Origin of the sequence: Amycolatopsis sp. NBC_00438, assembly GCF_036026695.1 — a bacterium.
Classification (GTDB): domain Bacteria; phylum Actinomycetota; class Actinomycetes; order Mycobacteriales; family Pseudonocardiaceae; genus Amycolatopsis.
Window position 1 is genome coordinate 8,516,507 of record NZ_CP107923.1, and the last position, 14,654, is coordinate 8,531,160.

15 protein-coding genes and 1 pseudogene are annotated in these 14,654 nt (G+C 69.3%); 9 read left to right on the top strand and 7 right to left on the bottom strand.

Going from position 1 to position 14,654, the window contains the following annotated elements; genetic code table 11:
* Window positions 1–12: 12 nt before the first annotated feature.
* Entirely contained in the window at window positions 13–531 is a 519-nt protein-coding gene (locus OG494_RS38975) for a DUF6328 family protein (protein ID WP_328447379.1), read from the top strand.
* On the opposite strand, the gene OG494_RS38980 is transcribed toward OG494_RS38975, so the two are convergent.
* Window positions 507–899, bottom strand: a complete 393-nt coding sequence (locus OG494_RS38980) for a VOC family protein (RefSeq protein ID WP_328447380.1) — start codon at window positions 897–899, stop codon at window positions 507–509. The genes OG494_RS38975 and OG494_RS38980 overlap by 25 nt on opposite strands.
* Window positions 900–1,048: 149 nt before the next feature.
* Between OG494_RS38980 and helR the strand changes: the two genes are divergently transcribed.
* Window positions 1,049–3,289, top strand: a complete 2,241-nt coding sequence (gene helR, locus OG494_RS38985) for an RNA polymerase recycling motor ATPase HelR (protein WP_328447382.1) — start codon at window positions 1,049–1,051, stop codon at window positions 3,287–3,289.
* 46 nt (window positions 3,290–3,335) lie between these two features.
* Here the strand turns inward: helR and OG494_RS38990 are convergent, their stop codons facing one another.
* Both OG494_RS38990 and lysA read right to left on the bottom strand, forming a co-directional pair.
* The gene (locus OG494_RS38990) at window positions 3,336–3,812 is read right to left on the bottom strand and encodes an Lrp/AsnC family transcriptional regulator (RefSeq protein WP_328447384.1); all 477 of its coding nucleotides are present in this window, start codon (window positions 3,810–3,812) and stop codon (window positions 3,336–3,338) included.
* A gap of 289 nt (window positions 3,813–4,101) precedes the next feature.
* Window positions 4,102–5,445 (bottom strand): diaminopimelate decarboxylase, encoded by a 1,344-nt coding sequence (lysA, locus tag OG494_RS38995; RefSeq protein WP_328447386.1) that lies wholly within the window; start codon window positions 5,443–5,445, stop codon window positions 4,102–4,104.
* A gap of 212 nt (window positions 5,446–5,657) precedes the next feature.
* On the opposite strand from lysA, the gene OG494_RS39000 reads away from it, so the two are divergent.
* The gene (locus tag OG494_RS39000) at window positions 5,658–6,620 is read left to right on the top strand and encodes an RNA polymerase subunit sigma-70 (protein ID WP_328447388.1); all 963 of its coding nucleotides are present in this window, start codon (window positions 5,658–5,660) and stop codon (window positions 6,618–6,620) included.
* Between the two features lie 3 nt (window positions 6,621–6,623).
* Here the strand turns inward: OG494_RS39000 and OG494_RS39005 are convergent, their stop codons facing one another.
* The 4 genes from OG494_RS39005 to OG494_RS39020 form a co-directional block, all read right to left on the bottom strand.
* Window positions 6,624–6,782: a DUF6307 family protein gene (locus tag OG494_RS39005; protein WP_247059049.1), complete on the bottom strand. Its 159-nt coding sequence runs from the start codon at window positions 6,780–6,782 to the stop codon at window positions 6,624–6,626.
* Window positions 6,779–6,985 (bottom strand): RGCVC family protein, encoded by a 207-nt coding sequence (locus OG494_RS39010; protein WP_328447391.1) that lies wholly within the window; start codon window positions 6,983–6,985, stop codon window positions 6,779–6,781. Before OG494_RS39010 ends, OG494_RS39005 begins: the two co-directional genes overlap by 4 nt.
* Window positions 6,982–8,019 (bottom strand): fatty acid desaturase family protein, encoded by a 1,038-nt coding sequence (locus OG494_RS39015; protein ID WP_328447393.1) that lies wholly within the window; start codon window positions 8,017–8,019, stop codon window positions 6,982–6,984. Before OG494_RS39015 ends, OG494_RS39010 begins: the two co-directional genes overlap by 4 nt.
* Before the next feature lie 475 nt (window positions 8,020–8,494).
* Window positions 8,495–9,400, bottom strand: a complete 906-nt coding sequence (locus tag OG494_RS39020; RefSeq protein WP_328447395.1) for a dihydrodipicolinate synthase family protein — start codon at window positions 9,398–9,400, stop codon at window positions 8,495–8,497.
* A gap of 131 nt (window positions 9,401–9,531) precedes the next feature.
* Here OG494_RS39020 and OG494_RS39025 point away from each other — a divergent pair, with 131 nt between their 5' ends.
* The 6 genes and pseudogenes from OG494_RS39025 to OG494_RS39050 all read left to right on the top strand — a co-directional run bounded on the left by OG494_RS39025 (window position 9,532) and on the right by OG494_RS39050 (window position 14,611).
* Window positions 9,532–10,758 carry an extracellular solute-binding protein gene (locus OG494_RS39025; RefSeq protein WP_328447396.1) on the top strand — a complete coding sequence of 409 codons (1,227 nt, stop codon included), beginning with the start codon at window positions 9,532–9,534 and terminating at the stop codon, window positions 10,756–10,758.
* The gene (locus OG494_RS39030; protein ID WP_328447398.1) at window positions 10,755–12,068 is read left to right on the top strand and encodes an ABC transporter ATP-binding protein; all 1,314 of its coding nucleotides are present in this window, start codon (window positions 10,755–10,757) and stop codon (window positions 12,066–12,068) included. Before OG494_RS39025 ends, OG494_RS39030 begins: the two co-directional genes overlap by 4 nt.
* Window positions 12,069–12,082: 14 nt before the next feature.
* Window positions 12,083–12,976, top strand: coding sequence for an ABC transporter permease (locus OG494_RS39035; protein ID WP_328459160.1), 894 nt, complete (start codon window positions 12,083–12,085; stop codon window positions 12,974–12,976).
* On the top strand, window positions 12,973–13,800 hold the full coding sequence (locus OG494_RS39040) for an ABC transporter permease (protein ID WP_328447400.1): 828 nt from the start codon (window positions 12,973–12,975) through the stop codon (window positions 13,798–13,800). The genes OG494_RS39035 and OG494_RS39040 overlap by 4 nt, the downstream gene beginning before the upstream one ends.
* A gap of 47 nt (window positions 13,801–13,847) precedes the next feature.
* Window positions 13,848–14,012, top strand: a pseudogene (locus OG494_RS39045) (tyrosine-protein phosphatase); the annotation flags it as partial.
* A gap of 116 nt (window positions 14,013–14,128) precedes the next feature.
* A complete protein-coding gene (locus OG494_RS39050) occupies window positions 14,129–14,611 on the top strand; it encodes a tyrosine-protein phosphatase (RefSeq protein WP_328447402.1) in 483 nt (160 codons plus the stop codon).
* The last annotated feature ends 43 nt before the right edge of the window (window positions 14,612–14,654 follow it).

Genomic DNA, 14,654 nt, shown 5'->3' on the forward strand with positions numbered 1-14,654 from the left:
TATCGTTTTGCCGTGCCCGAACACACCGGCGAAACCCGCAACCAGCAGCTGACGCGCAACGTCGGCGAGCTGCTCCAGGAGCTGCGGGTGGCGCAGGCCGGCGTGCAGATCCTCTTCGGCTTCCTGCTGTCGGTCGTGTTCACCGACCGGTTCCACAACGCCAGCGGTTTCGAGAAGTCGCTGCACCTGACCGCGGTGATGCTCTCGGTGGCGGCGACGGCGTTGCTGACCGCGCCCGCGGCGTGGCACCGGCTGCTGTTCCGCACCGGCAGCCGCGAGCGGATCCTGACCGTCGGCAACCGGTTCGTGCTGGTCGGGCTCGTCTGCCTGGCCCTGGCGATCACTTCGACCGTCGCGCTCATCGCGAAGGTGGTCTACGGCGTACCCGCGATGATCGTCGTCGCGGCGCTCACGCTGCTGATCTTCGGCGTGCTGTGGTTCGTCATCCCGTTCCGGCTGCGCCCGCTGACCGGCGACCCACTGGACGGTGACCCGCTGGAGGACGCTCAGCCGACGGGCCCGCCCAAGTAGAGCGTGTCCTCCTGGACGAAGCAGAGCGGGTTGCCGAACGGGTCGTCGGCGTAGAAGGAACGTTCGCCCCAGAACTGCGTCGCGATGGAGTCGTCGAGCCACCGCGGCCCGGCGGCCCGCACCCGCTCGAAGACCTCGTCGACGTCGTCGACCGCGAGGTAGACGATCCGCGGATCCTTGGTGGGCCGCGCTTCCCGGTGTTCGAGCGGCGCTTCGACGCAGGCGAGGACCACACCGCCGCAGGTGAAGTAGTGCCGGTTGAGTGCGATCCGCTCACCGGGGTCGCCGATGACCCGCGCGTAGAACGCGACCGCCGTTTCGATGTCGTCGACGGGCTGGATCATCCGGAACACCCGTGGACCGCTCATGCCCGGAGACAATACCGGTGATCACCGGCTGTCCGGCGGTCGGTGCGAAGCTCTTGACAGCGGGTGGACAATAAAAAATCGACGTGCTCTCCGAAATAAATAGGAGAACCCGCCGAATGTGTTGTCAGTCTAACCGCTGTGAGGGGAACTTGTCAAATCAGGGGTACGACGAGGAATTGCGGGCCGAACGCGCGTACACAGCCGGGCTGTACGCGCGTCTCGACCGCGAACGCGCGCAGGCCGCGGCCCGTTTCCGGGCCGCACTCGGGGAAACCGGGATCGCGCTGGTCGAGCGCGACGCCGACGTGCGCGTGCGGGGGCGCGAGACGGCACGGCTGAACGTCGTCGACAACGGGCTCTGCTTCGGCAGGCTGGACGCCGTTTCGGGAGAACGGAGTTACATCGGCCGGATCGGCCTCTTCGACGCCGAAAACGACTACGAACCGCTGTTGCTCGATTGGCGGGCGCCGGCGTCGCGCGCGTTCTACGTCGCCACCGCGGCGTCGCCGGAAGACCTGCGGCGACGCCGGCAGTTCCACACGATGGGCCGCCGGGTCGTCGACTTCACCGACGAGGTGTTCGGCCGTCCTGGTCACGGTCGGCCTGGGGGGTCGTCCCCCCGGGAGTACCACGACGAACGCGGCGACGCGGCCCTGCTGGCGGCCGTCAACGCGCCGCGCGGTGAGGGGATGCGCGACATCGTCGCGACCATCCAGGCCGAGCAGGACGAGATCATCCGGCTCGGCCACGCGGGCGTGCTGGTGGTCGAAGGCGGGCCGGGCACCGGCAAGACGGCGGTCGCGCTGCACCGGGTGGCCTACCTGCTCTACACCCAGCGTGAGCGGATGTCGCGTAGCGGTGTGCTGGTGGTCGGGCCGAGCCCGGTGTTCCTGGACCACATCGGCCGCGTGCTGCCCTCGCTCGGCGAGTCGGACGTCGTGTTCCTGACCACCGGCGGCCTCGTGCCGGGCCTGCGCGTCACCGCCGAGGACCGGCCGGATGTGGCGAAGCTCAAAGGCTCGCTGAAGATCCTCGACGTCCTCGCGGCGGCGGTCGCCGACCGGCAGAAGGTGCCCGACGAGCCGGTTCCGGTCGAGCTGGCCGACGTCACGGTCGAGCTCGACGAAGACGTCGCCGACGAGGCGAGGACCGAGGCGCGGCGGTCGGGGCTGCCGCACAACGAAGCCCGTGCGGTGTTCCGCGGGGCCGTCGCGCAGATCCTCACCGAGCGGGCGGTGGCGGTGATCGGCGAGGGCTGGCTGAGCCGGGAGGACCGCGGCGCGTGGGCGAACCTGTGCGCCGACGTCCGCGAAGAACTGGCGGAGCACGAGGAACTCGGCGCCGCGCTCGACGCGTTGTGGCCGTCGCTGACGCCGGAGACGCTGCTGGCGCCGCTGTACCTGTCCCCGCGCCGGCTGCGGGCCGCCGGGGCCGACCCTTCGCTGGCCCGCGCGGACGGCGCGGCCTGGACGGTTTCGGACGTGCCACTGCTCGACGAGCTGGCCGACCTGCTCGGCCGGGACGAAGCCGCCGAACGCGCCGCCGCGAAGCAGCGGGCGGAGGAGGACGCCGACTACGCCGCCGGCGTCATGGACCTCCTGAAGCTGGACCGTGAGGAGCTGGACGAGGACGTCCAGCTGGTCGCCACGGACCTGCTCTACGCCGAAGACCTCGCCGGCCGGTTCACTGAGCGCGACACCCGTGACGTCGCCGAACGCGCGGTCGAGGACCGCGACTGGACGTACGGGCACGTCGTCGTCGACGAGGCGCAGGAACTGTCCGAAATGGACTGGCGGGTGCTGATGCGGCGGTGCCCGAGCCGGTCGTTCACGATCGTCGGCGACCTCGCGCAGCGGCGGTCGGCGGCCGGGGCGACGGCGTGGGCGCCGGTGCTCGCGCCGTACGTCGCCGATCGCTGGCAGTACCGGGAACTGACGGTGAACTACCGGACGCCGGCGGAGATCATGACCGTCGCGGGCAAGCTGCTCGCGGAGTTCGCACCGGACGCCCGGCTGCCGGAATCCGTGCGCGCGAGCGGGGTCCGGCCGTGGTCCAGACAAGTTGCGGACGGCGACTTGCAAGCCGCCATCGACGAATTCGACAGCGTCGAAGGCGGCCGCGAAGGAACGAGTGTCGTGATCGGCCCGGCGGGGGTGCCGGGCACGGTCCCGCCGTCGGCGACCAAGGGCCTGGAGTTCGACGCCGTTCTCGTCGTCGAGCCCGGGCGGATCCTGGCCGAGGGGCCGCGTGGCGCGGCCGAGCTGTACGTCGCGCTCACCCGCGCCACGCAGCGCCTCGGTGTCCTGTACCGGGACGCCCTGCCGTCGTCGCTGGCCGGGCTCGCGGAAGCCGGGGTACCGGTTTCCGCCGGCTATCGGCGGTTCCTCTAGCGGGCCGGGGGTGGCGGGCGGGGTCTCGGCTCGTCATCCCCGGCTGCTACGCAGTGAGCCGGCCCCAGGCGTAGTTCTGCTTGGCCAGCTTCAAGTACACGAACAACTCGGTGCCGGAGACGCCCGGGATCTGCCGGATCTCCTCACCGAGCACTTCGAGCATGTGGTCGTCGTCCCGGCAGACCAGTTCCGCGAGCAGGTCGTAGCGCCCGGCGCACAGCACGACGTAGTGGACGTGCGGCAGTTCGGACAGCTTGTCCGCCACCGCACGGGGATCCGCGCCGTCGACGCTGATCCCGACCATCGCCTGCCGCGTCAGATCGACGTTGGCCGGGTCCGTCACCGCAACGATCTGCATCAGGTCGTCGCGCAGCAGCCGCTGCACCCGCTGGCGGACGGCACCCTCCGAAAGTCCGACCGCTTTGGCGAGCGCGGTGAACGAGGCCCGGCCGTCCTGCTGAAGCAGAGCGATCAGCGATCTGTCCGTATTGTCCAGTCCTCGCGCACGTGATTCTTCACCCATGCCGTCCCTCCCTGTGTTTCGGCATGTGATTTGTCAAGTGCGCAGCGTATCGAGACCTGACCAGAAAGCGAGAGTCCCAGGCCAGCTTCACGTGATCCGGCGTGCACGCCGCGATCAGCCGAGGAATCGGTGGCCTGCGGCGAGGAACACGAGTCAATCCGAGGCGCGTCCGGGCGCCCGCGCACGGCGCGGGGTGCCCGCGGGCCGCCGTCGGCCACTGTCCGGCCGCACGTCGTCACCGAACCGGAACTCCAGGAGGACCAACGCATGCCGCGCGGCGGCGGCGGCCTTACCCGAGATCCCGCCGGCTGAGGTCTTCCTCGGTCTCACGGCGCACCAGGAGCGTCGCGACGCCGTCCTTCACGCCGACCAGCGGCGGGCGGCCGACCTGGTTGTAGTTCGACGCCAGCGAGTGGTGGTAGGCGCCGGTGCACGGCACGGCCAGCAGGTCACCGGCGCGCAGGTCGCCGGGCAGCAGGATGCCGTCGGCGAGGACGTCCCCGGATTCGCAGTGCCGGCCGACGACCGTCATCGGCGTCCGCTTTTCCCGCGACCGCCGGCCGACCAGGCGCGTCGTGTAGCGCGCGCCGTAGAGGGACGGCCGCGCGTTGTCGCTCATCCCGCCGTCGACCGCGACGAACGTGCGGCTGCCGCGCTTGACCGCGCACACGCGGTACACCGTGATCCCGGCCGGCCCGACGATCGCCCGGCCCGGCTCGATCGTCAAGCGGGGCAACGGAAAGCCGTGCGCCGTGCATTCGTAGCCGAGCGCCACGCGCAGGCGTCGCGAGTAACCGCCGAGGTCGAACGCGGGATCGCCGCCGGCGTACGGGACCGCGTGCCCGCCGCCGAGGTCCAGTTCCCGCAGCGTGACGCCGTGGACGTCACGGATCCGGACGAGCACCTCGGCCATCCGCCGCGCGGCGGCCTCGTACCGGTCGACGCGGGAGACCTGCGAGCCGATGTGGCAGTGCAGGCCGACGAGCCGCAGCCCGGGCTGGGCGAGGACGGCTTTCACGGCCGCGTCGACGTTGTCCGGGACGCCGTCGAGCAGCGAGAAGCCGAACTTCTGGCCCTCGGTGCCGGTGCTGATCGCCGCGTGCGCGCCGGCCGCGACACCCGGCGTCACGCGGATCATCACCTGCTGCGCGCCGTGGGCGAGGGCGCCGAGCTGCTCGATCTCGTCGAGCGAGTCGACGACGATCCGGCGGACGCCGTACTCCAGCGCGGCCTTCAGGTCTTCGGGTGTCTTCGCGTTGCCGTGCAGCAACATGCGTTGTGCCGGGAAGCCGACAGAGCGCGCGACGGCGATCTCGCCCGCGGAGCACGTGTCGAGCGACAACCCCTCTTCGGCGACCCAGCGCAGCACGGACCGCGTACACAGCGCCTTGCTCGCGTACGCGACTTCGACGTCCGGCAAGGCGCGCCGGTATTCCCGCGCGGTGTCGCGGATCTGCTGCTCGTCGATGAGGTAGGACGGCGTCCCGAAGCGGGCGGCGAGGTGGCTGACCTTCGCACCGGCGAGGAGCAGCTCGCCGTCTTCGCCGAGTCGGGTGCTTCGCGGCCAGAGTCCTGGCTCGAGGTGATCGGCGGCTTCGCAGCCGAGGCTGGGAAGAAGCTCGCTGAGCGTCACGGTGTGCCTCCGGGCATCACGGCGGATCGGACTCCGTCAGGACACCTCTGCTTCGTGGTTCGCGGAGTACCTCCGAATGCCGCCCTGACGGGTTTCCGATGCCCGCTGACGTGTTTTTAACGCACGAGTAACTTCGGCCACACCCATGCTGACCTGCGAAGAGCTGACTTCCGGTGGCGGCGGGCGTCACATGGGGCATGGTGACTGTCGAGATGAACGAAACCGAGTTCGCGGACCTGACCGAGCTACACCGGAGTGAGCTTCGGGTGCACTGCTACCGGCTGCTGGGGTCGGTCGACGAGGCCGAAGACCTGGTCCAGGAGACGTTCTTGCGGGGGTGGCGCGCCCGTGACCAGTACGCGGGGCGGGCGAGCCTGCGCGCGTGGCTGTACAAGATCGCCACGAACGCGTGCCTCGACTTCCTCGGTCGCACGTCGCACGTTGTGCCCTTCGTCGATCTGCCGCCGGCTTCGAGTTCACATCTGGCGCCCCGGCCCGCGGCGGCGGTCCCGTGGCTCCAGCCCTGCCCGGATGACCTTCTCGACGCGGTTGTCGCGCGCGAGACGGTCGAGCTGGCGTTCCTCGCGGCCGTCCAGCACCTCTCGCCGCGGCAACGCGCGGTGCTGATCCTTCGCGACGTCGCCGGTTGGACGGCGAAGGAGACCGCGACGACGTTGGAGACAACCCCGGCTTCGGTGAACAGTTCGCTTCAGCGGGCGCGCGCCGAGCTGAAAGAGCAACTGCCTTCGCGGCGCACGGAGTGGCGCGTCGAGTCGAGCGGTGACGAACGCGCGGTCGTCTCGCGGTACATCGCGGCGATCACGGCCGGGGACGACCAGGCCATCGCGGCGGTCCTGCGTGACGACGTCCGCTGCAGCCACCAGCCGGGCGCCGGCGGCCACGTCGGCACCACACCGACGTGGTACGGCGGGCTCGCGACGGTCCTCGAAGGCTGGGCTCCGGTGCTGCGCGGGCCGGACTCGATGGAGCTGCGGATGCGGTTCGTGCGGGCCAACGGTGGCCCCGCCGTGGCGACGTACCTCCGCCACGACGGCGCGTTTCACGCGTTCGGCCTGAACACGCTCCTCATCGTGGACGGTGCGGTCGCCGAAGTGACCACGTTCGTCCCGAGCGTGTTCGAGGCGTTCGGCCTCCCGGCCGTGCTGCCGGACTGAGCGTCAGCGGACGGGCTCGGGCACCGTGTCGAGCTCGTGCACCATCCGCACGGCCAGCGCCAGTGCCTTGGTGTCGTTGAGCTTCGTGTCTTCCATGACGATGTTCTTGACGCGCTCGACGCGCAGGTCGTAGCGGCTGTGGTAGGAGGTCGACGCGGTCATCGTGATCCTTGTCCGGTGCTCTGTTTTTTCTGGTGGTCCTGTGCGGTACCGCAGACGCAGCCGCGGTCGACCCCCTGGCCGGCCTCGGTGGCCGCGCAGTAGCGGCGCGCGATGGCGTCGTGCGCGTCGAGGGAGTGCGGGCAGTTGGGGCACTGCGGACCTGTGGCGGACACTTCGAGAGCGTCCGGGGCGGGGGCTGTCACGCCATCACCTTCTTCGCTCGTAGCGGTTCGCCCGCCTCGTGGAGGTGCTGCAACACGTAGCCGTACGACCGGGCCCAGCCGCACTGCGCGTAGGAAATCCCGTGCCGGTCGCAGAACTCCCGGACGATGACCTGCGCGTGCTTGAGGTTCGGCCGGGGCATGCTCGGGAACAGGTGGTGCTCGATCTGGTAGTTCAGGCCGCCGAGAGCGAAGTCGACCACGGGGCCGCCGCGGACGTTGCGCGAAGTGAGCACCTGCTTGCGCAGGAAGTCCAGCTTGTGGCCGGCGCTCAGCATCTCCATGCCCTTGTGGTTGGGCGCGAACGAGCAGCCCATGTACAGCCCCCACAGGAACTGGTGCACCAGGATGAAGATGATCCCGGTGAGCGGCGAGAGCACGATGAACACGGCCGCGAGGTAGGCGATGAGGTGCGCGATCAGCAGTGCCGACTCCAGCTTGCGCTTGCGGATGTCCTTGCGCAGTACCGCTTTCACGCTGGAGACGTGCAGGTTGAGGCCTTCGAGCAGCAGCAGCGGGAAGAACAGGAACGCCTGGTACTTCGCCATCCAGCGCAGGAAACCGCGTTTGCGCGCGCTCTGCGCCTTGCTGAAGGCGAGCGCGGCGATGTCGACGTCCGGGTCCTCGTCCTCGTGGTTCGGGTTGGCGTGGTGGCGGGTGTGGGTGCCCATCCACCAGCCGTAGCTCAACCCGGTGAGTCCACCGTGGACGAATCCGGTCGCGTCATTCGCTTTGCGGGTACGGAAGATCTGCTTGTGGCCGGCGTCGTGCCCGATGAACGAAAGCTGCGCGAACATCATCGCGAAGAACGCGGCGAGGAACAGCTGCCACCAGGAGTCGCCGAGGTAGACGAACGCGACCCAGCCACCACCGAAGGCGGCGAGGTTGAGCCCGATCCGCATCGCGTAGTAGCGTCGGCGCCGCTCGAGGAGGCCGGCGGCCTTGACGAGCCGGGCGAGTTCGGCGAAGTCGCTGCCGGTGGTCACAGGGGTATCCGGAACTTGGGTGGCACTCATCGGCACAACCGCTCTGGGTAAGTCGTAAAGGCTTGACCAGCAACGGTTTCCGGCCCCGACAGGGTCCGGGCCGGTCCGGGAAAAGGGCACTGGGGCCTGGTCGCGGTGGTACCGCGTCCTTAGGTAAGCCTCTCACTCCGCCGCCGTATTGGCAATTCCCCGCAAGTTGCCGCCGAGGTGTACAGTCGGCCACATCGGGATGACGGTGATGTACCGCACACCCGGGATCTTCCGGTCGTGAAGTTCGTCGGCCGGGGACAGGAGCCGTGCCGGGCACGAGCCCACGTGTAACGCAACCATGCCAGCCGTTCGGCTGGCGAGCAGCCGCCCGCAGTCGCGTGGAGCGACGCCCGAGGCGCCCAGTTGGGTTGCTACAGCGAGGATCGCGTCCGGCAGACCCTGTCACAGGTGGTTCGCCGGCGAGTCGGAGTTCTGTGTCACCGCACTTCGAGCCCGTCGGCGTGCTGCCTGTGCTTCACGAAAGACCCCAGGACGAGAGCAGGCCGAAGAGCCGTTCCCGTTCGCCCGCCGTCAGCAGCCGGCTGGGCGGCCGCACGTCCGGCCGGCACAACCCGAGCTGAGCGAGCGCGTCCTTGACGACGCTGACGTTGTTGGCGTTCCCGTTGGCCGCACGGAGTTCTTCGAACGGCCGGATGCGTTCCCAGACGGCCATCGCCGCCGGATAGTCCCCTGTGGACAGTGCCTGGAACATGTCCAGGGAGATCGCCGGGTCGACGTTCACCAGTCCCGACGTGAACCCGGTGGCGCCCACCGCGAAGTAGCCGGGGGCGGAGAGCTCGGCCAGCCCGGCGATCCACACGAACCGTTCGAAGCCGGCGTCCCGGGCGACCGAGCCGAAGCGCACCGGGTCGGGCACCGCGTACTTCACGCCGATGACGTTCGGTGCCGCGACCCCCAGCGCGTGCAGCTGCTCACCGCTGATCGCGGGGTTGCGCACGTAGAGCACCACGCCGAGTTCGGGCACCGCGCCGGCGATCGAGGCGTGGTAGTCGACCCAGCCGTCACCGGAGACGTACGGGTGCACCGGCTGGTGGATCATGATCATGTCGGCGCCGGAGTCCCGCGCGTGCTTGGCGGCCCGCGTCGCCGACGAGACGTCGTGCCCGATCCCGGCGAGCACACTGGCCCGCCCGGCCACGGCCTCGACGGTGACCTCGAGGCAAAGCCGGGCCTCGTCCGCGTCGAGTGCGTAGAACTCACCGGTGTTCCCGTTGGGCGTCACGACCTCGATGCCGCCGGTGACCAGCCGGTCCACGAGCTTCGCGTAGGTCTGGCCGTCGACAGCGCCTTCGGCGTCGAACGGCGTGACCGGGATGGCCACCACTCCGGAAAGCCGTCGCCTCTGCTGCTCGAACGTCATCGGGCCCCTTCCGGATCACGGTCACCGCGGTCGTCCCGGACGGCCCGACAGGAAGCGAAAGTGCTCGCCAAGGACGTGTCCGATCTGATATATGATGCGACATACAACATTATCACGGGCAAGGAGCAGCCATGCAGGGTCGCAGCGGCTTCCGATTCCGACGAGTGCTGCTGGCGGCGAGCCTCGCCGCCGGCCTCACGGCGTGCGGCGCCCCGGGAGGCGACGGCGGCCAGGCGGCGGCTCCCCAGGCCGTGCCGGACAAGCCGAGCAAGCCGGTCGAGCTGAACATCCTCGACATCGCGGGCAACCTGCAGCTCACCAAGCAGATGATCGAGAACTTCAAGACCGCGCACCCCGAAGTGCTCGCCAAGGTCACCTACTCGACGGCCCCCGCCCCGAGCATGGCGGGCAAGCTCAAAGCCGAGCAGGACGGCGGCGTCTCCCAGACGCACCTGGTCCTCAGTGGCACCGACGGGCTGTCCGCGGGCATCGCGAACGGCACCCTCGCGAAGGTCCTCCCGGACTTCGCCGGCCGGTTCCCGAACCTGATGCAGAACTACCTCGAGCCCGCGGCCAAGATGCAGGACCTGGCCAACGGCTACGGCGTCGAGATCGTCTACTACCCATCGGGCCCGCTGCTGGAGTTCAACCCGGCCGCGGCCGCCACGCCACCGGCGTCACCGCAGGAGCTGCTCGACTGGGCGAAGGCGCACCCGGACAAGTTCCAGTACGCCCAGCCGTCGAACTCCGGCCCGGGCCGGACGTTCCTGATGGGCCTGCCGTACCTCCTCGGGGACAAGGATCCGAAGGATCCGGACAAGGGCTGGGACAAGACCTGGGCGTTCCTGCAGGAGCTGGGCAAGTACGTGAAGTACTACCCCTCCGGCACCACGGAGGCGATGAAGAACCTCGCCTCCGGCTCGGTCGACATGGTCATGTCGACCACCGGCTGGGACATCAACCCGCGCAAGCTCGGCACGGTGCCGAACACGGTCAAGACCGCGATCATGCAGCCGATGCACTGGGTCACCGACGCCCAGTACGCGCTCATTCCCAAGGGCCTCTCCGCCGACCAGGAGTCGGCGATCCTGCAGCTGATCGCGTGGATGCTCAAGCCCGACCAGCAGGCCATCGCCTACGACGACGGCTACTTCTACCCGGGCCCGGCCGTCAAGGACGTCACCCTCCAGATGGCGCCGCAGAAGAGCCAGGACACGATCAAGCAGTTCGGCCGCCCGGAGTACGAGCAGTGGATCGCCCAGTACCCCAAGGAGACGTCGCTGCCGGCCGAGCAGCAGGTCAAGGCGTTCGACAAGTGGAACCAGCTGGTCGGCGGCTCGAAGGTAGGCAAGAAGTGACGTTCGAGCAGCTGCGGCTGGACGGTGTCTCGCGCAGCTTCGGCACCGCGAACGCCCTGCAGGGCCTGGACCTCGCCATCACCCGTGGCGAGTTCGTGGCCCTGCTGGGCCCGTCCGGCTGCGGCAAGTCGACGGCCCTCAACTGCCTCGCCGGCCTCCTGCCGCTGACCGGGGGCAGCATCTGGCTCGACGACACCCGCATCGACGGCCGGCCGCCGGAGCAACGCGGGTTCGGGATGGTCTTCCAGAACTACGCGCTCTTCCCGCACCTGTCCGTCCGCGCCAACGTCGGCTTTGGCCTCAGGATGCGCAAGGTCGCCCGCGCCGAAGCCCGCCGGCGCGTCGACGAGGCACTCAGGCTCGTCCAGCTCACCGACCACGCGGCGAAGTTTCCCGCCCAGCTTTCCGGCGGGCAGCAGCAACGCGTCGCCATCGCCCGCGCGGTCGTGCTGGAACCGGCGGTCGTCCTGATGGACGAGCCGCTGTCCAACCTGGACGCCAAGCTCCGCCTCGAGATGCGGATGGAGATCCGCCGCCTCCACCAGACGCTCGGCCTCACCACGGTCTACGTCACCCACGACCAGGAAGAGGCGCTTTCGCTGGCCGACCGTCTGGTCGTGCTGCGCGAGGGCGCGGTCCAGCAGATCGGCACCCCCGAGGAGGTCTACGCCCAGCCGGTGAACAGCTACGTCGCCTCCTTCATGGGCTACCGCAACCTCCTGGACCTGACGATCACCAGCGCCACCGGCCTGGGCACCACCAACACCGACCCCGGCACCGCCGGCGACGTCACCGCCACCAACAGCGCCACCGCTGCGATCGCGACCGGCGCCGCCAACACCGCCAACGCCACCGCCACCGCTGCGACCGCCACCGCTGCGACCGCCACCGCTGCGACCGCCACCGCTGCGACCGCCACCGCTGCGACCGCGACCGGTTCGTCGCCGAGTGGCTCGTCGGCGACCGGCTCGTCGCCCGCCGGCGCATCGGGCACCCGCTCGTCGCTTGCCGGCTCGTCGGTCACCGTCGAGGGCGACGGCGTCCGCCTGACCGGCACCAACCGCGACGACCTGTCGGCCGGCCCGGTGAAGGTCGCGATCCGACCCGAAGACTTCGTCGTGGGCGAAGGCACGGAGAACGCCCTCGACGTCACGGTCGAAATCGTCGAGTACCACGGCCGCGAGCTGTCGATCTCGGCCCGCCTGGCGAGCGGGCTGCCGGTGTACTTCCGCACCGACAAGCGCCTCGCGCCCGGCGACCCGGTGAAGATCGGCGTCCCGGCCGAGCGGGTCCTGGTGTTCGCGCCGTGACCGCCGTGACCGCCGTGACGACCGCGGCGCCGGCTCGTCCGGCGCTGCGTCACCGCCTGGCCGAACGGGGCATCGACCGCGTGCTGCTGCTCCTGGTGCCCGGGTTGCTGGTCACCGCGTGCCTGTTCCTGTATCCGTTCCTCTACGGCCTCCAGTTGTCGTTCGCCCCGCGCCAGGGCGGGGTCTTCGCCAATTACGCCAGGTTCTTCGGCGATCCGTACCTACGCGACACGATCTGGACGACGCTGGGCATCGCGCTGCCCGCGACGTTCATCAACGTCCTCGCCAGCATCCCGATCGCCTACGTGCTGCGCGGCCGCGTGCGCGGCAAGCGCCTCCTGACGACGATCCTGGTCGTCCCGATCACGCTCGGCACGGTGCTCACCGCACAGGGCCTGATCATGTACGGCGGGCAGTCGGGCTGGCTGAACAAGGTGCTCACGGTCCTCGGGATCACCGACGAGCCGCTGCCGCTGATCCACAACTACACGGGCGTGCTCCTGTCGCTGGTCATCACCGGCTTCCCCTTCTCGTTCCTGCTGACGCTGTCCTATCTCTCGGGCATCGACCCCTCCTTGGAGAAGGCGGCCGCGACACTCGGTGCCAACTGGACCCAGCGCTTCCGGCGGATCACGCTGCCCTTGCTCGCACCCGGCCTGGCGATCACCTTCTGCCTCTCGTTCGTGATGGCGTTCTCGGTGTTCCCGTCGGCACAACTCGTCGGCGACCCGGCGAACGAGACCCGCGTCATCTCGATCGCGGCCTACCACGCCGCGTTCGAGGAGTACGACTACTCGATGGGCTCGGCCGTCGCGATGATCATGGCGGTGCTCATGCTGATCGTGATCGGCCTGGTCATGGCGTGGCGCGGCACGCTGTACCGCGGAGCGACCGGAGGCAAGGGATGACCGGTTGGGTCGCGCGTCCCGGACGTTGGGTCGTCTGGGCTGTCGTCGCGTTCTTCTTCGTGAACCTCGCCGGCGTGGTCCTTTCGGTGGTCGTCGATTCGTTCGGTGTGCAGTGGTTCGGCACCTGGCTCCCAGACGGCTTCACCACCCACTGGTACGCCGACGCCTGGCGCGAGTTCGGCCTCTCGGACGTCCTCCTCACGACGGCGATCGTCGCGCTGGTGGTGATCGCCGTGTCGGTGGCGGTCGGTGTCCCGGCCGCGTACGCGCTGGCCCGCCGGAAGTTCCCCGGCAAGCGCCTGGTGATGCTGCTGTTCGTGCTGCCGATCCTGATCCCGCCGATCACCTACGGCATCCCGCTGGCGACGGTGCTCTACAAGTTCCACCTGGCCGGCTCGATGACCGGGGTCATCCTGGCCAACCTCGTGCCGTCGGTGCCGTTCGTGGTGCTCACGATGACGCCGTTCATCGAGCAGATCGACCCGAAGATCGAAGCCGCCGCGCGCATGTCGGGCGCGCGGACGCTGTCGGTGTTCACCCGGATCCTCGGACCGCTGCTGCTGCCGGGCATCCTGGCCGCGTCGATCCTGGTGCTGGTGCGCACGGTCGGCATGTTCGAGCTGACGTTCCTGACGGCCGGCCCGGACTCGACGACCCTCGTGGTGGCCCTCTACAACTCCGTGTTCGCCGCGGGCATCCGCGCCAACCAGTCGGTCGACGCGATGGCGACGATCTACACCGGTTCCATGGTGTTGCTCCTTGTCGTGGCGTTGCGGTTCGTGAATCCGACTCAGCTGGTGACCCGGATCCGCGAAGAAACCTGACTTGTCCCCTGGCGGCTCGCGAGCAACCATGAACCGTGGGCAGGTCAGTGGTCTGGGAAGGTTTTTTCAACACCCGGGACCTGGGTGGGCTACCGGCCAGGTCCGGCGAGACCGCCTACGGCGCCTTCTTCCGGGCCGCGGACCTTCGCTTTGTCTCTGACGCGGGTTGGGCCCAAGCGCGCGATGCAGGCGTTCGTACCGTTGTCGACCTCCGCAATGAGGATGAGATCCGGCCCCGGACGGAACCGCGGACCGCACAGGCGGTTCGGCGCAGTTCGCCGTATCCGCCGCGGGCCCGGCGACACCGGCCGACATCGATCGGCTCGAAGTGCCGCTCGACGACATCGGTGACGTCGAGTTCTGGCGGCAGGTCAACCGCGAACACCTCAACGGCACCCCGCTTTACTACCCCCTTTTCCTCCAGCGGAAGGCCGGCCGCTGCGCTGCCGTCATCAAGGCGATCGCCCACGCCGCCCCTGGCGGTGTCCTGTTCCACTGCGGTGCCGGCCGAGACCGCACCGGCCTGATCGCGCTCCTGCTGCTCGCGCTGGCCGACGTCGAACCCCGGGCGATCGCCGCGGATTACGACATGTCGGCCGAGGCCCTCAAAGCGCTGTTCGCCGCAATGGGCACCGACGACCAAGGTCCGATCATCGAGGCCATTCTCGCTAATCGAGGCACCACGACCGGAGAAGCCGTCTTGGCGACCCTCGACGGTTTCGACGCCGAGCAGTATCTGGTTGATGCCGGTGTCACCTGCGGCGAGCTCCGCAGCATTCGCCGCCGGCTTTCGGGATCGCAATCCGACTGACGTACGCGGGCAAGCTGCCGCACATCGGATACTTCCGCGAAGC